Genomic DNA, 15,844 nt, shown 5'->3' on the forward strand with positions numbered 1-15,844 from the left:
GCAATTGCGACTATCCGGACATGGCAAAATCGCCTTGCACAGCCGTGCAGACGGATCGGTCTCATTGAAAACAGGAGGAAGTGGTGGTGGGAAGCGAGCAGATCGGGCAGAAGAATGTCTTTTACATCTCGGATGGTACGGCCATCACCATGGAAGTGCTTGGGCACGCGGTGCTCTCGCAGTTTCCCATCGAATTTGTCCAGAAGACCTATCCCTTCGTGGAGAGCCGCGAACGTGCCGAAGAGATTCGAGCCCAGATCGATGCCCTGTTTGACAGCACCGGGGAACGACCCATCGTCTTTCATTCGATCGTTTCCGAAGAGATCAAGCACATCATCCTGGCCAGTCGCGGCTTCTGTCATGACGTTATCGAGTCACTGATTACGCCCTTGAGCGAAGAGCTCGACATGACACCCCAGGCCACCCTGCATCGCACCCATGGTCTGACCCATCAGAACCTGGCTCGCTATGATGCCCGGATTGCCGCGGTAGAGTATGCGCTGGCACACGATGATGGTCTGTCGATGCGTCAGCTCGACGAGGCGCAGGTCATTCTTCTGGGCGTTTCCCGTTGCGGCAAGACGCCTGCCAGTCTCTATCTCGCCATGCAGTTCGGACTGCGAGTCGCCAACTATCCATTTATTGCCGATGACATGGCGTCTCTGGACCTGCCCCCGGGGCTGCAACCGTATCGCCAGCGGCTGTTCGGGCTGACCATCAGTCCCGAGCGTCTTTCACGGATTCGCAACGAGCGGCGCAGCGGCAGCAGTTACGCCTCCCTCAGGCAGTGTCGGCTGGAGCTCGGTGAGGTCGAACAGCTGTTTCAGCGCTATCGCATTCCATGGCTGGATACGACCAACTATTCGGTCGAGGAGATTGCCACCCGGCTGATCGACATGATGGGCATCGACCGGCGGATCTTCTGAGGGAAGCAACCCTCACAGAAGTCCCCGGGTTCGCTTTCCATTCCGGACCCCGGATAACGCACCCATCAGCCTGTCCATCATGCGCAAGCCTCAGACTGACTGCCGCTCCCGAGCGCTGACGCCCCGCCCTGGCAAGGGCAGCTGGGCGCATAGCCGCTCTTTCAGGGAAGGCGCGGCAATCCGTCGAATGTCCCGCCAGGCACAGCGGATGGTGCGGCCATGGATCTCGACCAGGCACTCTTCTCCCTGCCGACTGACCGGATGAATGCCCTTGCGATCCAGACGTTCGAGTTCCTGCGCTGTCAGTTCCATCATGTCGAACCCCTCCTGAGCGATAGGCCACGGCGAGCCTGCTTTCGGCTCGAGAATCCGTGCTGTCAGCCACAGGATGCCTCCAGGTCATGTCGCTTTGATGACGTTCCCGGATCGGGATCGTGACTTCTGTAGTATTGCACCAACCACTATTGGCCTCGGGACCCGTATACTGACGAACCGGCCGAAAAAGCGGCAACCGCAGACATGCTGGATAAAGCCTTACGGGCTTTACGCGACTATCACCCGGAAGAGTACGCTCCATGGAAATCATCGAAGTACGAAGCAAGGCCGAGAAGAGACGCTTCGTCGATATACAGTTCAGGCTCAACAGGGATGACCCTGCCTGGATCCCCCCGCTCCGGGACGAAATGATGGGGCTGATCAGCGAACACAAGAATCCCTGGTTCGGTCATGGCACCGCCGGATTTTTCATCGCCATGCGTGATGGCGTCGATGTAGGGCGTATCTCGGCTCAGATCGACCGGCTCTGGAGCGAAATGCCCGAATCCCAGGGAGGCGGCCAGGATACCGGTCATTGGGGGATGTTCGAGGCGATCGATGAAACGGTGGCCGCCGCCCTGATTGCCCATGCCGAGCAGTGGCTGCAAGCGCGAGGCGTTACCCGGGCGATCGGCCCGATCTCGATCTCGATCTGGGATGAGCCCGGCCTGCTGGTACAGGGCCATGAGCAGTCGCCCACAGTAATGATGGGGCATCACAAGGCGATTTATCAGCAGTGGATCGAACAGGCCGGGTATCGGGGCGTCAAGGATCTGAACACCTATGAACTGGATATCTCGAAGCCCTTTCCGCCCCTGATTCAGCGCATTGTCGACTCCGGTGAACGCAACACACGCATCCGCATACGCCAGATCGACAAGAAGCGTTTTGATGAAGAAGCTACCCTGATTCTGTCGCTGCTCAACGATGCGTGGTCCGATAACTGGGGCTTCGTACCGCTGACCGATGCGGAAATTGCCTACGCGGGCAAGAAACTCAAACCGATCGTTTTTCCGGAACTGATCTACGTCGCGGAGTTCGACGGCGAGCCGGTCGCCTTCATGCTGACCCTGCCGAATCTGAACGAACTGCAGCAGGATCTTGATGGCCGTCTTTTTCCGTTCGGTTTTCTCAAGCTGCTGTGGCGGCTCAATGGGGGGCTCTCCGGACGCCCGGCAGTCAACACCGTGCGCGTCCCGCTGATGGGCGTCAAACGCGAGCTGCAGGCATCGCGGCTGGCCTCTCAGATCGCCTTCATGATGATCGAATATACCCGGCGGGCCTCTGTTGAGCACTTCGGTGCCTCCCGCGCCGAGATTGGCTGGATCCTCGAAGACAACCAGGGAATGGTGTCCATTGCCCGAGCAATCGAAAGCCGACTCAACCGGGTCTATCGCATCCATGAGCGCACCATGACCGATTGAACCCCTGGCCCATCGTGGCGCCCATGCCTGATACCTGCCTCTTCAAGTCAAAGGCCCCGGGTGCCGATAGCGACTCCATGAAGAGCGCAGCGCGTGTTCGATTGGTATCGCTCGCTGAAGGCTCATTCGTCTGACCCGTCCACATTGGCACGATCGATCCCGGCATCGAGCCATGACCGTGCCAATCGGCAGATCGCCTTTTCAGAGGAGCCATCCCATGAGCACGACCCAACCCGCCACGGTAGCGGATATCATGATTCGCGACGTGGTGACCCTGCGTGCAGAGCAGTCGCTTCATGACGGCAACGAATTGATGCGCGAGCACCGGATACGTCATCTACCGGTGCTCAACGATCAGGGTCAGCTGGTGGGGCTACTCAACCAGAAGGTCGTGCTGCGGGAGTCGTTGCGGATTGCCGATGGCTACGGCACAAGGCGCCTGAACCATCATCTCGACCAGGTACCGCTCGAGGACGTTATCATCCGTGATGTCACCACGCTCCAGGCCGAGGTGCCATTGGCCGAAGCGGGAGCGCAACTGCTCACTTCCCGTCAGGGCGCCATGCCGGTACTCGACAATGAAGGCCATCTGATCGGTATCGTGTCTTCCGTCGACTTCGTCAGGCTGGCCGTGCAACTGCTCGACACGGATCGAGTCTGACCGCACGGTATGGCAGCGGTCGCCTGAGAGGCGACCGCTCGTTCAATCGACATTGATTCGCGCCATCACTTCACCGGCACTCAGGGTACTGCCCTCCCCTGCCACAATACTCAGGGTGCCCGTGCACTCCGCCATCACCTGGGTTTCCATCTTCATCGCCTCCATGATGGCAATGACATCGCCGGCCGCGACACGACTGCCATCCTCGACCTGCCAGGCATAGAGGTTGCCACTGATGGGTGCCGTGACACTGCCTGCCTCGACTTCAGGCTGCGCCTCGGCGGTTGCGTCAGGGGCCTCGCGTCCAAGCCCCTGCAGCAGGGTCGCTGGCAGCCCGATATGATGGCGCCGACCATCGATATCGATCACGGTACGCAGCATGGCGGGATCATCAGCCACTCGCTGCCGCTCGCCCCACTCCAGCGGTGTGTCGAATTCGGTTTCGATCCAGCGGGTATGAACGCCAAATCCGGGAGCGTCGGGATCATGCGTCTGCCCCGTGAAATCTCCATGCGTCATGACCGCTCGATGAAACGGCAGCACCGACGCCACGCCCTCGATATGAAATTCCGCCAACGCACGCCTGGCCCGAGCGATCGCCTGCTCCCGGTTGGCGCCGGTAACGATCAGCTTGGCCATCAGTGAGTCGAAGTGGCCCGAGACGGCATCACCGCTCTCGATGCCGGTATCCAGCCGAACTCCCGGCCCGGCAGGAGCACCAAAGCGCTCGATACGCCCCGGCGTGGGCAGAAATCCCTTGGCGGCATCCTCGGCATTGATCCGGAACTCGAAGCCATGCCCGCGTGGTGTCGGTGTTTCGGACAACGATAACGGCAGGCCTTCGGCGATGCGCAGCTGCTCGATCACCAGGTCAACGCCGGTCGTCTCTTCGGTCACCGGATGCTCCACCTGGAGTCGCGTATTGACCTCGAGAAACGAGAGCGTGTCGTCACGTCCCAGCAGAAACTCCACCGTACCCGCGCCGACATAGTCGGCCCGGGCGCAGATATCCCGGGCGGCCTGATGAATACGGCTGCGCTGCTCATCGCTCAGAAAGGGGGCCGGTGCCTCCTCGACGAGCTTCTGGTTGCGCCGCTGCAGTGAGCAGTCACGGGTGCCGACCACCACCACATTGCCATGCCGATCCCCCAGCACCTGCGCCTCGATATGTCGCGGACGATCAAGAAACTGCTCGACGAAACACTCGCCTCTGCCAAAGGCCGCTTCGGCTTCGCGCACTGCTGAATGATAAAGTTCGGTCACCTCATCCATGCGCCAGGCCACCTTGAGACCGCGGCCGCCCCCGCCAAAAGCCGCCTTGATGGCGATCGGCAAGCCATGCTGTTCGGCGAAGGCCACGACCTCTTCGGCACTTTCCACGGGATTCTCGGTGCCGTGAACCAGTGGCGCGCCTACCGCCAGCGCCAGCCGGCGTGCCTCCACCTTGTCTCCCAGGGTATCGATGGTGTGCGGCTCAGGCCCAATCCAGACCAGCCCCGCGGCCTGTACGGCGCGGGCGAAATCGGCGCGCTCGGAGAGAAACCCGTAGCCGGGATGAATGGCGTCTGCGCCCGAGCGACGCGCTGCATCCAACAGCTTGTCGATCGAGAGATAGGTTTCTGCAGCGCGCTCGCCATCGAGCGCAAGGGCTTCATCGGCCAATCGGACATGCATGGCCTCCAGGTCGCCGTCGGCATAGACAGCCACCGAGTCGATCCCGTAATCGCGACAGGCATGGATCACACGCACCGCAATTTCACCGCGGTTGGCGATCAGCACCTTCTTCAGGGGCCGGTGAGGGAGGGAGCTGTTCATGGAGAAACCTCGCTTGACTCCGAAAGGGCGTTATCAGCGGATGGCACAGGCTCGGGGATCGGATTGAAACGGATACCGGCGCCTACGGGGATCTGGCCGGCCAGATCGAGGTGATAGTCGGCCACACAGGCGATAACCGGATAACCACCGGTCAATGGGTGATCGGCAAGAAACAGTACCGGCTGGCCATTGGCGGGCACCTGCAGGGCGCCGGTGACCGTACCCTCGCTGGGCAGCTCGCCCTGCCGGGCGCGCTCGAGCGTTTCCTCGCCCGAGAGTCGCAGGCCGACCCGATCGGATTGTGGCGTGACCTGCCATACCTGCTGGCAGAGACGTTCGCGGGCAGCAGCATTAAACCAGTCGCTGCGCGGGCCGGGGACGATATCCAGCGTCACGGTATCTTTCGGCTGCGGGAGCTTGCAGGCCGGTGTCTCATCAAGCGATACCGCGCTCACCGGCAGGTGGGCCGTGTGCAGCGTATCGCCCTTCGCCAGCGGTGCCGGACCCAGCCGGGCCAGCGTATCGGTGGCCGAGCTGCCCAGTATCGGTGTTACGTCGAATCCACCGCGGAGCGCCAGATAACTGCGCGCCCCGGCCGTCGGTGCGCCCAGGGTCAGGGTATCGCCCGGCGCCAGCTCGATCGGCCACCAGGTGCTGACGGCGTAAGCCGGGCCCGCTTCCGGGCGAATCGTCACGGAAAGTTCGGCGCCCGTGATCCCGATCAGTGCCGGGCGGTGACATCTGATTGTCACGCCGCCCTGGGCGATTTCGATGGCCGTCGCATTCGAGGGGTTACCGACCAATCGGTTGGCCGCGCGAAAGGCATCCCGATCCATGGCGCCGGAAGCCGAAACGCCCTGATGGGTCTGTCCGCTGCGCCCGAGGTCCTGGTACAGGCTCTGTAGCCCGGCGTTGACGACCTCGAGCATCGGCGGCTCGTCCCTCGCCGAGCCCTGTGGCGCAGTCACGGGCCTGGCCTGGCGCTTCGGACGCTCACTGGTCGGGCTGAACCGTACTCGCATGCCGGGCTGCAACAGGGCAGCCGGCTCGCGATTGATATCCCACATGTCCAGCGGTGTGACGCCGATCAGTTGCCAGCCACCGGGGCTGTCGGTGGGATAAATACCGCTGAAGGGCCCGGCCAGGCCTACCGCGCCGGCCGGAATACGCGTGCGAGGCGTGCTTCGACGCGGCACATCGAAGCCGGCACCGCCGGTGAGGTAGGCAAAGCCCGGAGCAAAACCACAGAAGGCAACCTGATACTCGGCTTCACAATGACGGCGGATCACCTCATCGGTGGTGAGTTCCAGCAGCCGCGCGACCTCATCGAGATCTTCACCGTCGTAACAGACAGGAATTTCCACCAGCTCACCGGACGCCCGCTGACTACCGGTCAGCGGACACCGGCGCAGCGCTGCAGCCAGCGTTCGAGCGCTGATCCGCCCCGGATCGAAATGCATAAGCAAAGTGCGCGCCGCCGGAATGATGGTGGTGACACCCTCGATCGGATGGGCCTTTAGATGTTCGAACAGGCCCAGCGTTTGCGACAGGTCGTCCAGCTCGACCAGCAGCGCACTCAGGCTAACGGGTAAAATGTTCATGAGAGCTCCTGAAAGTCGAGGCTCATGCAATACCGTCCACAAAGGCACGCAGTTCGATCCCTGCCGCGACCAATCGGCTGCGGACTGCCTGCGCCAGGGCCACGGCATCAGGGCTGTCCCCGTGCACACAGATCGAATCCGCCGCCACGGTGATGTCGATACCTTCGCGACTTTCAACCACACCCTCGCGGACCAGACGCAGCATCCGCTCGGCGACCACCTCGGCATCATGCAGCATGGCATCGGGCTCGCGACGGGAGACCAGGCTGCCATCGCTTTCATAGGCGCGATCGGCAAAAGCCTCGGCGGCCGTATTCAACCCCGCCTCTCTGGCCCAGCCGGTCAACGGCGTGCCTGCCAGCGTCATCAATACCAGTGAAGGATCCACGGCGAGCATCGCCTCGATCACGGCACGTGCCTGACGCTCATCGCGAGCGATGGTGTTGTAGAGGGCGCCATGAGGCTTGACGTAGCTCACCCGGGTGCCGGCGGCTCGCGCCAGTCCCTGAAGCGCACCGATCTGATAGATCACATCGGCGCGCAGATCCTCACTGGCAATATCCATGGCGCGACGGCCAAAGCCCACCAGATCGGGATACGCCACGTGAGCCCCGATCGCCACGCCATTGTCGGCGGCGGCCTTCAGCGTACGCAGGATGCCGGCGGGATCGCCGGCATGAAAACCGCAGGCCACATTGGCACTGGTGACAATGCTCAGCATGGTGTCGTCATCCCCCATGCGCCATTGGCCCAGGCTCTCTCCGAGATCGCTGTTGAGATCGATATGTGCCATGTATGAACTCTCCTGTCAGGCACTCGGCGTCAGAAAGGCGAAAATGGGGCCAATGGACTCAAAGCCCATGTACCAGGTCATGAGGCTGACGATGGCGCCCGCCACCAGCAGCCAGCGCGGATAGCGATAGCCCGCCATCAGATCCTGGCGCCGCCAGGCCACCCAGAGAAAGAGCGTCAGCCCCAGTGGCAGGATCAGTCCATTGAAGCCACCGGCGAACACCAGCAGTGCGGCAGGCGGCGTCCCGAGCAGCAAGAACACGATCAGCGACACCGCGATGAACACCACCGTGGCACGATTGCGCACGGTCTCCTCGATACCGGGGCGGAAGGCGCTCAGAAACGTCATGGAAGTATAGGCCGCACCAATGATGCTGGTGATGCCGGCAGCCCACAGAATCAGACCGAAGGCGCGCAGACCGAACTCGCCTGCCGCAACCTGGAAGGCCTGCGCTGCCGGATTGGCACTCTGGCTGGAGGTGTCGATCACCACCCCGCTGGCGACGACGCCGAGAATCGCGAGAAACAGCACATAGCGCATCACGCCGGTCACCAGAATGCCTCTCAGCGCGGCCTTCGAGACGGTGTCGACATGCTCCACGCCACCCGCACCCCGATCCAGAATACGGTGCGCCCCGGCATAGGTGATGTAGCCACCCACCGTGCCACCCACGATGGTGGTAATGGTGGCAAAGCTGATGTGATCGGGCATGACGGTCTGACGCAGCGCCTCGCCTACCGGCGGATGGGAGGCGAAGGCGACAAATACCGTCAGGACCAGCATCAAAAGACCCAGCACCATCACGATGCGATCAATGGCGACCCCGGCGCGGCGCGACAGGAAGATACCAATGGCTATCAGCCCGCTGAGCAAGCCACCCCACTGTGGGTCGAGCCCCACCAGAGCGTTGACCCCCAGTCCGGCACCGGCAATGTTGCCTACATTGAAGACCAGCCCACCGAAGATCACCAGTACCGCCAGCAGGTAGCCGCTGCCGGGTAGCGCCGCATTGGCTACTTCGGGTGCACGCATGCCGGTGACGGTCACAATCCGCCATATATTCAACTGCACCACGAAGTCGATCACGATCGAGGCTAGGATACCGAAGGCAAAGGCCGCCCCCATCAACGAGGTAAAGGTCGCCGTCTGGGTAATGAACCCCGGTCCGACCGCCGAGGTCGCCATCATGAAAACGGCGCCGATCAATGAGGCCTGCCTCGACTTTGCAAAGTTTTCTTCGGTGCTGGTCGCCATATCGGCTGGACTCCGAAATCGGGTGGATAGTGCTTCATCAAGGCAATTTGCATGCCAGAATGAACAAAGCCGCTGTTAATGCCGCCTCATTACAGCTTGATTGTTCAACAATAATTGCTGACTGACTGAATGTGCATTCGACTTGTGTTCAATAATGGCGCATGGCCTACCCTGTGCGACCCACGGGAGTGCACCACTCACCCTTGCTGCCGGTCGCAGAAATCGGGGAACATCCGGATCGAAGTTCATGACACGCGAAGGGAAGCCGCACCGAAATGACAAAGCCGAGCGCTGGAGAATCCGGCAGAACCCTGGGGGAAACCGTGACAAGCCGCGTGCGGCGCATGCTGGTAGAAGGGGAGCTGGTACCAGGACAGCGGCTATCGGAGGCCGGGCTGAGCGAGCAGCTGGGTGTTTCGCGCAACACCCTGCGAGAAGCGTTTCGCAGTCTGGCCCATGAGGGGCTGGTGACCCACCATCCCAATCGGGGCGTATTCGTCACCACGCCCAGCATGGCCTCCATCGTGGATATCTACCGGCTGCGACGCTTCATCGAGTGCCGCGCCCTGGCAGAAGCCTGGCCCGGGCACCCGGGCGTCCGAGCCATGCGGACTGCTGTCGAAAGCGGCCTGACCCATCGCGAGGCGCAGGACTGGAACGCTGTCGGCACCGCCAACATGACCTTCCATGCCGCCATTGTATCGCTGGCGGACAGCGAAAGACTCAATGTCTTCTTTCGCCGGCTGGCGGCAGAGTTACGCCTCGCCTTTGGCCTGATTGCTGATCCGGAAATGCTGCATGGGCCCTATGTGGCGATGAACCAGCGTGTGCTCGAAGCGCTTGAGGCCGAACAGGCCCAGGAAGCCTCGCAACTGCTCGAGCACTACCTGGTACAGTCGGAACGTATCGTGCTGGCGGCCTATACGCGCTATGAAGCGGGCGCCAACATCGCGTCAACGCCCGGAATGGACTGAGAAAAGCAAAGGCGCCGGCCCCGGGAAGCCGACTGCCGCGGAATCAGCGCTGCATCAGCGGACCGTTCATGCGCTCGAACCAGGCGTCGAGCTCTGCTCGGGAGGCGCGGCGGCGCTCTTCCGCCCCCCCGTAGCCGACTTCCACCTCACCCGCGGCGATCCGCTGCATCACCGAGTCGGCAAACGCATCGACCGGTTCACCATGGACGTGTACCCCCACGCCACCCAGGTCCGTATTGACCGCCGGGGGCGCAATCTCAATGACCTCGATGGGCGTGTGGGCCAGCTCACCGCGCAGGGAGAGGGAGAAGGAGTGCAGAGCGGCCTTGGTCGCCGAATAGACCGGCGCGAACAGACCCGGCACAAAGGCCAGCCCCGACGAGACATTGATAACAGCAGCGCGTGGCTGGGCCCGAAAATGGTCCAGTACCAGCGATGCCAGATGCACTGGCGCTTCGAAATTGATGGCGATCTCCTGCTGACGCTCCGACCAGGGCGCGTCATCCTCGGCAAAACGGTGGCGACGCTGCAGCCCGGCATTGTTGACCAGCACGTTGAAGTTCGGAAACTCCCGGGTGATCTGCTCGATCAGTGCCTCACGCCCCTGCTGATGCTCGACATCACCCACACGCACATGCAATGCCGGATGCTGCTGCTGTGCTTCACGCAGCCGGTCTTCGCGCCGCCCACAAATGATGACTTCACTGCCAGCGTCCAGAAAACGCTCGGCGATGGCCAGCCCAATGCCACTGCCACCCCCCGTCACCAGTACCGTGTTGCCTGAAAGATCCATACCTGCTCCATAGCCTGCCATTTCACCATAACGTCCAGGATAGCAAATACCCGGAAGCAGGCAGCAGGTCTTTCAGTCGTCGTTGCGCGGCTGTTGAACTTTCCCCGGCGGGTGCAGGTTTTCTCCCCAGCGCGGCATACCCTTGATGTCGATATCAAACAGATCCAGCGCCCGCGCCACGCTGTGATCAATCATCGTCTCCAGCGAGTCGGGCCGGGCGTAAAAGGCAGGGACCGGTGGAAACATGATCGCTCCCATTTCAGTCAGGGCGGTCATGGTGCGCAGATGCCCCAGATGCAGTGGCGTTTCACGCAACATCAGCACCAGCCGGCGACGCTCCTTGAGCACCACGTCAGCCGCCCGGGAGATCAGATTGGTCGTGGCGCCGCTGGCGATCTCGGACATGGTCTTCACCGAACAGGGCGCCACCAGCATCCCCAGGGTACGAAACGAGCCTGAGGAGAGCGAGGCGCCTATATCGCCCACCGGATGCACCTCATCGGCCAGCTCAAACAGCGCCTCACGGCTGATCCCGGTCTCGTAGCGCCGGGTCAGATCGGCGGATTTCGACAGGATCAGATGAGTTTCTACCTCCAGTGGCCGCAGCATCTCCAGCGCTCTGGCGCCATAGACGAAGCCACTGGCCCCGGTGATGGCAACAATCAACCGACGACGACTCATGGGCACGCTCCCTCCCCGACCAACCGAAGTGGCAACAGGCAAGGATCGTGGGATAGGCGCCTGCACTGTCTGAATGCATCTCTCATGGGCGTCGGGACCGTCCGATCGAAAGTGATCCTGCAGGATACACCCCTGGCAGGTGACTCGGGAGGGCCCAGTCCATTCTGTCGCTCACCGCTTGAGCCCGCTATGGTCACAGACATCAAACCATGGAGAAGCGCTGATGAAAGCCATTGCCACCGTGTCGCTGAGCGGCCGCCTGGTCGACAAGCTCGAGGCCATTGCCGCGGCCGGTTTTGATGGCGTCGAACTGTTCGAACCGGATGTGCGCGAAGCCGAGGAGTCACCGCAGACCATTGCTGAACTGGCAACTCGGCTGGGCCTGGCCATCGTGGCGCTACAGCCGTGGCCGGATGTGCTGGGAGCACCGGATTTTGATGCATTTGCCATGGCCCGTCTCGACGGCCAGCTTGAGCTGATGGCCGAGCTGGGTACTGATCGACTGCTGATGTGCACCAGTACACGGAAGGATGCGCTGACCGACTTCACGCGTAATCGCGACCAGCTTGCCGTCATTACCGAACGGGTGCACGCCGCGGATGCCCGGGTCGGACTGGAAGCGCTGAGCTGGGGCCATCTGCCGGCTTATCATCAGGTCTGGCCATTGATCGAGGCCATCGCTCATCCCGCACTGGGTATCGTCATCGACAGCTTTCACATTCTGGCCCGACAGGAACCGCTTGAGCTGCTGGCGACCCTGCCTGCCGATCGGATCACCCTGGTCCAGCTGGCCGATGCTCACCCCCGCGCAGGACGCACGCTGCTCGACTGGAGCCGACATGGACGCTGTTTCCCGGGCGAAGGAGAGCTGCTGAACAGGGCCTTTCTCTCGGCACTGGAGCAAACCGGCTACAAGGGCGCCTGGTCGCTGGAGATCTTCAATGATGCCCCCCGTCCGGCCGAGGACGTCGCCCTCGAGGGCTACCGCTCGCTGGAGACCCTTGTTCCCCGTCTCCAGGAGCGCTGACGTGCAGATGCGTGATCATGCTGCAGCGATGATGAGTTCGCCTTCGCGCGACAGGACATAGGGCTGGAGATCTTCAGCCAGCGCCAGGCACCCCGTATAACGGTCGCGCGCTTCACGCTCGAGCTCTGCCATCGAGTTCTGCGCCCGGCGATCCCGGCCATAGCGGGGGCTGAAGTGGGTTAGCAGCAGGTTGGGCACACCTTCGGCCTCGGCAAAGGCGGCAATACGCGCAGCACTGCAATGGCCATTGTCGGTGCCCAGGCGCTCGATGACCTCTTCGGTATAGGTTGCCTCGTGCACCAGCAGATCAGCGCCCTGACAGAGACCGGTCAGCCGCGCCGGCACATTGTTGTCTCCGGAGACCACCAGCCGGCGTGGCCGTCGCGCCATCAGTTGGTAATGCTCACCCTTCAGCTGACGACCCTGTGCGTCATATACCGTCTCGCCCTTCTGCAATCGACCCCACAAGGGGCCGCGGGGTACCCCATCAGCTTCCAGCCGAGCTGTATCGAGCGAGGCCTCGATGCCCCGTTCCTCGAACGCATAGCCATGGCACTCGATACCATGGGAGAGTGCCGCAGCGGTGATAGTAAATTCCGTTAGCACCAGCGATTCGGTCAGGGTCGCGGCGTCAATGAAATGCAGCGGGAAATCGAGATGCAATCCGGTAGTCTCACGCACCGCCGTCAGAAACGTCCACACGGCCTGCGGGCCGATCAGTGTCAGTGGCGTACGCCGACCAGCCATCGAAGCACTGGCCAGCAGCCCCGGCAGGCCATAGCAGTGATCGCCATGAACGTGGGTGATCAGCACGGCCTCCAGACGCGCCAGGCTCAGTGACATGCGCATCAGTTGGTGCTGAGTGCCCTCGCCGCAATCGATCAGATACCAGCGCCGACTGTGCTCAGGCTGCAGTGTCAGACCGCTGACATTACGCTGCCGGCTCGGCACGCCGGCGCAAGAGCCTGTAAAACGCAACCGCATGAGCAAGGCTCCGAACGAGTTTCAGGAGTGGCGGGAGGGTAAGGAAGGCTCGGGATGATCCGGATGACGCAGCACCCCGGAGTAGTCGCGCACATTACCGACTACCCAGTCTTGCGGGGAGAGCTCCCGTCCATGACCCTGCAACACATGTACGTTGCCGGTGCCCTCGATAATGACTGCCTGAACACGGCTCGTATCCAGCACATTGGCCTGACGCAACTGCTGGCGCAGATCATCTTCCGTCACCCGCGCCACCGCCATGTTTTTCCACAGCAGCTGTCCGCCCTGTCCCATCACCAGAATGGGGGCATTATCCACCGCGGCCTGCAGTCGCCGGGAGCGCTGCCGCAGTCGCGACACCAGCAGCTGTAGTGCATACAGGCCGAACAGGGCCGTCATACCCTGTAATAGTGAAGGATCAGCGGCGGCGATGGTCGTTGCGATGACCGAGCCGATGGCAATGGTGATGGCGATGTCGAACGCCGACATTTCAGCAAAGCTGCGTACTCCTGCCCATCGGGCCAGCAGCAGCGCCGTGATATACATGCCCACGGTACTGGCCAGCACAGCCAGTAGCGGACCGGGTGGGTCCAGAAACCATTCCATGCCCATGCGTCATGCTCCCTTTCTGAAAATGAACTCCCGGATCATTGCACTGCCCGGGGGTGCTCGAACGGCAAGCCCCGCGGTCATCAACATCGCACGCCTGCCCGAGCGCACGCTGAAGTGAGACAGCGTACTTGCCACGAAGACTCTGCTAGAGTGGCAGCATGATGTCTCTGCGAGGCTGTTTCACATGAAACACTGGCTGTTGTGCGTAATGATGATGGCGGCAGGAATGGGGGCCGCCGGCAGTGCTGCGGCCGCTGATCCGGCCAATCCACTGATCGGTGACAAGTGGACCTTTCGGCCCCTGATTATCGTAACGCCTTCCGTGGACAACCCCGACTATCAGCGCATGCGCGGCATCATCGCCACCCGGCGGGAGGCGTTCGAGGACCGCGACATGCTGCTCTACACCATCGAGAATGGTGAAGGCGAGCGTGGCGGCAAGCCCATGACCGAGGCTGAGACAACGGCGCTGCTGAACGCACTCAAGCTTGACCCGCACGGTCCCCTGACCACGGTGCTGGTTGGCAAGGATGGCGGCAAGAAAGTCCAGCAAACCGGCTTTGTCGACCCGATGACGATCTTCGATACCATCGACCGGATGCCGATGCGCCAGGCCGGGAATTAGGCCAGCTACTCCTCGTCCATCCTGCGAGTCTCGTTGGCCAGCTCATAGAACCCCGGTTTGGCGGACATCCAGATCTGCTCGGTCATCACCAGCCCTTCGGGATCATCAAGCATGCCAGCCGTTACCGCATAGGTGTCCGCTTTCAGATTATGAAAGAACAGCTGACTACCGCAGTGACGGCAGAAACCACGCTCGGCCTGTTCGGAGGAGCGATAACGCCCGACCGCGCTCTCATCCTCGAAACGGGGCCCCTCGACACACGCCACGGCGAACATCGGTCCGCCCGCCAGCCGCTGGCACATCCGACAGTGGCATACGCTCACTTCGCCCGAATGCTGTAGCGTATAGCGTACTGCGCCACACAGGCAGCCACCGCTGCCTTCGACTCCAGACTGACTCATGATTGGCATCTCCTTCCCTGGCATTTCAGGTTTCAGTATCGTCAATCCACAGGGCTCTCTGCCAGCGCAATGCCTGACGACTGTCTCTCGGCAGGGCCATGACAAGAGGTGTATCAGTGGTTAGTTTCAATTCGGGCTGCCAGGTTGAAAGACACCGAAACCACCCACGGAGCGTGCCTGATGAGCCTTGAACTCTACCTGCTGGGCTGGACCCTGGTTCTTGCCATCGTTCAGATCCTGCTACCCGCGATGCTGCGCAACCAGGAAACCGGTATTGAATATAACACCGGGCCTCGCGATGAACCCGGCCCACCCATGGGGCGCATCACTGCCCGACTGACCCGGGCGCAAAAGAATCTGTTCGAAACCCTGCCGCTGTTCGTCGGCGCCGTTCTGATTGCCCATGTGGGTGGCCAGGAGGGGGCGCTCACCGCCTGGGGCGCGTGGCTCTATCTGCTGGCCCGGGTAGCCTATGTCCCCCTCTATGCCATGGGCATTCCATGGGTGCGCTCATTGGTGTGGGCCGTGTCGCTACTGGGATTGATACTGGTGCTACTGGCCGTGCTGTTCTAACAGCCCAGGGCAGCATGCCCCTCCTTCAGGGGCGCCATTCAGGGCGGGTTTCAGTCCATCAGGGCCACCTGGAACCCGCTATACTGATCAGTGTTGCAGCATCCGTCAGATACTGCCCTGAGAGGGTTCCGCCATGAAGCATCTGCTGGTGGTTGCATTACTGATGGTCCCACTTCCTGCTCCAACTGCATGGGCTGCCCCACAGCCCAATCAGCCACTCGTCTCACTCTCCGGCATTACCGCAAAAGCCAGCGTCGCGCATAACCGTGAGTTCTGTACCGATAGCCGCAAGCCCGACTGGCAGAAAAGACACTGCATCCGACAGGGTAGGGGCTGAATTCAGCGCGAGCTGATCGCAGCTCTATTATCAACCGCCTCGATAGAG

18 protein-coding genes are annotated in these 15,844 nt (G+C 61.8%); 8 read left to right on the forward strand and 10 right to left on the reverse strand.

The features are described from left to right. Positions 1–83: 83 nt before the first annotated feature. A complete protein-coding gene (ppsR, locus tag FY550_RS15840) occupies positions 84–926 on the forward strand; it encodes a posphoenolpyruvate synthetase regulatory kinase/phosphorylase PpsR (RefSeq protein ID WP_276204993.1) in 843 nt (280 codons plus the stop codon). Between the two features lie 90 nt (positions 927–1,016). Here the strand turns inward: ppsR and FY550_RS15845 are convergent, their stop codons facing one another. Next, positions 1,017–1,241 (reverse strand): hypothetical protein, encoded by a 225-nt coding sequence (locus FY550_RS15845; RefSeq protein WP_070979877.1) that lies wholly within the window; start codon positions 1,239–1,241, stop codon positions 1,017–1,019. Between the two features lie 260 nt (positions 1,242–1,501). On the opposite strand from FY550_RS15845, the gene FY550_RS15850 reads away from it, so the two are divergent. Next, on the forward strand, positions 1,502–2,665 hold the full coding sequence (locus FY550_RS15850; protein ID WP_070979879.1) for an N-acetyltransferase: 1,164 nt from the start codon (positions 1,502–1,504) through the stop codon (positions 2,663–2,665). A 217-nt stretch (positions 2,666–2,882) separates the two neighbouring features. Beyond that, on the forward strand, positions 2,883–3,326 hold the full coding sequence (locus tag FY550_RS15855; protein ID WP_149054657.1) for a CBS domain-containing protein: 444 nt from the start codon (positions 2,883–2,885) through the stop codon (positions 3,324–3,326). Between the two features lie 42 nt (positions 3,327–3,368). On the opposite strand, the gene FY550_RS15860 is transcribed toward FY550_RS15855, so the two are convergent. Genes FY550_RS15860 through FY550_RS15875 form a run of 4 tightly spaced genes read right to left on the reverse strand, consistent with a single transcriptional unit; the run spans position 3,369 to position 8,789 of the window. Further along, entirely contained in the window at positions 3,369–5,141 is a 1,773-nt protein-coding gene (locus FY550_RS15860) for an acetyl/propionyl/methylcrotonyl-CoA carboxylase subunit alpha (protein WP_233350226.1), read from the reverse strand. Continuing rightward, on the reverse strand, positions 5,138–6,742 hold the full coding sequence (locus tag FY550_RS15865; protein ID WP_070979884.1) for a 5-oxoprolinase subunit B/C family protein: 1,605 nt from the start codon (positions 6,740–6,742) through the stop codon (positions 5,138–5,140). The genes FY550_RS15860 and FY550_RS15865 overlap by 4 nt, the downstream gene beginning before the upstream one ends. A gap of 22 nt (positions 6,743–6,764) precedes the next feature. Beyond that, a complete protein-coding gene (locus FY550_RS15870; RefSeq protein WP_070979887.1) occupies positions 6,765–7,535 on the reverse strand; it encodes a LamB/YcsF family protein in 771 nt (256 codons plus the stop codon). Positions 7,536–7,550: 15 nt separating this feature from the next. Continuing rightward, positions 7,551–8,789 (reverse strand): NRAMP family divalent metal transporter, encoded by a 1,239-nt coding sequence (locus tag FY550_RS15875; RefSeq protein ID WP_070979889.1) that lies wholly within the window; start codon positions 8,787–8,789, stop codon positions 7,551–7,553. Between the two features lie 275 nt (positions 8,790–9,064). Here FY550_RS15875 and FY550_RS15880 point away from each other — a divergent pair, with 275 nt between their 5' ends. Next, complete coding sequence (locus tag FY550_RS15880) at positions 9,065–9,763, forward strand: GntR family transcriptional regulator (protein WP_084388195.1); 699 nt, start codon at positions 9,065–9,067, stop codon at positions 9,761–9,763. Positions 9,764–9,806: 43 nt separating this feature from the next. Here FY550_RS15880 and FY550_RS15885 read toward each other — a convergent pair whose 3' ends face one another. Then, entirely contained in the window at positions 9,807–10,556 is a 750-nt protein-coding gene (locus FY550_RS15885; RefSeq protein ID WP_070979893.1) for an SDR family oxidoreductase, read from the reverse strand. Between the two features lie 72 nt (positions 10,557–10,628). Beyond that, on the reverse strand, positions 10,629–11,237 hold the full coding sequence (locus tag FY550_RS15890; RefSeq protein ID WP_070979896.1) for a UbiX family flavin prenyltransferase: 609 nt from the start codon (positions 11,235–11,237) through the stop codon (positions 10,629–10,631). Between the two features lie 223 nt (positions 11,238–11,460). Here FY550_RS15890 and FY550_RS15895 point away from each other — a divergent pair, with 223 nt between their 5' ends. Next, positions 11,461–12,264, forward strand: a complete 804-nt coding sequence (locus tag FY550_RS15895; RefSeq protein ID WP_070979898.1) for a sugar phosphate isomerase/epimerase family protein — start codon at positions 11,461–11,463, stop codon at positions 12,262–12,264. Positions 12,265–12,279: 15 nt separating this feature from the next. Here FY550_RS15895 and FY550_RS15900 read toward each other — a convergent pair whose 3' ends face one another. Continuing rightward, entirely contained in the window at positions 12,280–13,248 is a 969-nt protein-coding gene (locus tag FY550_RS15900) for a ribonuclease Z (RefSeq protein WP_070979900.1), read from the reverse strand. Between the two features lie 21 nt (positions 13,249–13,269). Next, positions 13,270–13,860 (reverse strand): DUF421 domain-containing protein, encoded by a 591-nt coding sequence (locus FY550_RS15905; protein ID WP_149054658.1) that lies wholly within the window; start codon positions 13,858–13,860, stop codon positions 13,270–13,272. On the opposite strand from FY550_RS15905, the gene FY550_RS17150 reads away from it, so the two are divergent. Further along, positions 13,853–13,978, forward strand: a complete 126-nt coding sequence (locus FY550_RS17150) for a hypothetical protein (protein ID WP_267902457.1) — start codon at positions 13,853–13,855, stop codon at positions 13,976–13,978. The genes FY550_RS15905 and FY550_RS17150 overlap by 8 nt on opposite strands. Positions 13,979–14,044: 66 nt before the next feature. Beyond that, a complete protein-coding gene (locus FY550_RS15910; protein WP_070979904.1) occupies positions 14,045–14,485 on the forward strand; it encodes a DUF4174 domain-containing protein in 441 nt (146 codons plus the stop codon). A gap of 5 nt (positions 14,486–14,490) precedes the next feature. On the opposite strand, the gene FY550_RS15915 is transcribed toward FY550_RS15910, so the two are convergent. Beyond that, entirely contained in the window at positions 14,491–14,886 is a 396-nt protein-coding gene (locus FY550_RS15915) for a GFA family protein (RefSeq protein ID WP_070979906.1), read from the reverse strand. 180 nt (positions 14,887–15,066) lie between these two features. Here FY550_RS15915 and FY550_RS15920 point away from each other — a divergent pair, with 180 nt between their 5' ends. Further along, complete coding sequence (locus tag FY550_RS15920) at positions 15,067–15,459, forward strand: MAPEG family protein (protein WP_070979908.1); 393 nt, start codon at positions 15,067–15,069, stop codon at positions 15,457–15,459. Positions 15,460–15,844 lie beyond the last annotated feature (385 nt).

Origin of the sequence: Kushneria phosphatilytica, assembly GCF_008247605.1 — a bacterium.
GTDB lineage: Bacteria > Pseudomonadota > Gammaproteobacteria > Pseudomonadales > Halomonadaceae > Kushneria > Kushneria phosphatilytica.

Excerpts from the sequence above, each read along its gene's own strand:
- FY550_RS15860 (WP_233350226.1), bottom strand. The coding sequence starts at position 5,141 with ATGAACAGCTCCCTCCCTCACCGGCCCCTGAAGAAGGTGCTGATCGCC.
- FY550_RS15885 (WP_070979893.1), bottom strand. The coding sequence starts at position 10,556 with ATGGATCTTTCAGGCAACACGGTACTGGTGACGGGGGGTGGCAGTGGC.
- FY550_RS15870 (WP_070979887.1), bottom strand. The coding sequence starts at position 7,535 with ATGGCACATATCGATCTCAACAGCGATCTCGGAGAGAGCCTGGGCCAA.
- FY550_RS15855 (WP_149054657.1), top strand. The coding sequence starts at position 2,883 with ATGAGCACGACCCAACCCGCCACGGTAGCGGATATCATGATTCGCGAC.
- FY550_RS15895 (WP_070979898.1), top strand. The coding sequence starts at position 11,461 with ATGAAAGCCATTGCCACCGTGTCGCTGAGCGGCCGCCTGGTCGACAAG.
- FY550_RS15910 (WP_070979904.1), top strand. The coding sequence starts at position 14,045 with ATGAAACACTGGCTGTTGTGCGTAATGATGATGGCGGCAGGAATGGGG.
- FY550_RS15845 (WP_070979877.1), bottom strand. The coding sequence starts at position 1,241 with ATGATGGAACTGACAGCGCAGGAACTCGAACGTCTGGATCGCAAGGGC.
- FY550_RS15920 (WP_070979908.1), top strand. The coding sequence starts at position 15,067 with ATGAGCCTTGAACTCTACCTGCTGGGCTGGACCCTGGTTCTTGCCATC.
- FY550_RS17150 (WP_267902457.1), top strand. The coding sequence starts at position 13,853 with ATGCCCATGCGTCATGCTCCCTTTCTGAAAATGAACTCCCGGATCATT.
- FY550_RS15915 (WP_070979906.1), bottom strand. The coding sequence starts at position 14,886 with ATGAGTCAGTCTGGAGTCGAAGGCAGCGGTGGCTGCCTGTGTGGCGCA.
- FY550_RS15900 (WP_070979900.1), bottom strand. The coding sequence starts at position 13,248 with ATGCGGTTGCGTTTTACAGGCTCTTGCGCCGGCGTGCCGAGCCGGCAG.
- FY550_RS15850 (WP_070979879.1), top strand. The coding sequence starts at position 1,502 with ATGGAAATCATCGAAGTACGAAGCAAGGCCGAGAAGAGACGCTTCGTC.
- FY550_RS15865 (WP_070979884.1), bottom strand. The coding sequence starts at position 6,742 with ATGAACATTTTACCCGTTAGCCTGAGTGCGCTGCTGGTCGAGCTGGAC.
- FY550_RS15905 (WP_149054658.1), bottom strand. The coding sequence starts at position 13,860 with ATGGGCATGGAATGGTTTCTGGACCCACCCGGTCCGCTACTGGCTGTG.
- FY550_RS15875 (WP_070979889.1), bottom strand. The coding sequence starts at position 8,789 with ATGGCGACCAGCACCGAAGAAAACTTTGCAAAGTCGAGGCAGGCCTCA.
- FY550_RS15880 (WP_084388195.1), top strand. The coding sequence starts at position 9,065 with ATGACAAAGCCGAGCGCTGGAGAATCCGGCAGAACCCTGGGGGAAACC.
- FY550_RS15890 (WP_070979896.1), bottom strand. The coding sequence starts at position 11,237 with ATGAGTCGTCGTCGGTTGATTGTTGCCATCACCGGGGCCAGTGGCTTC.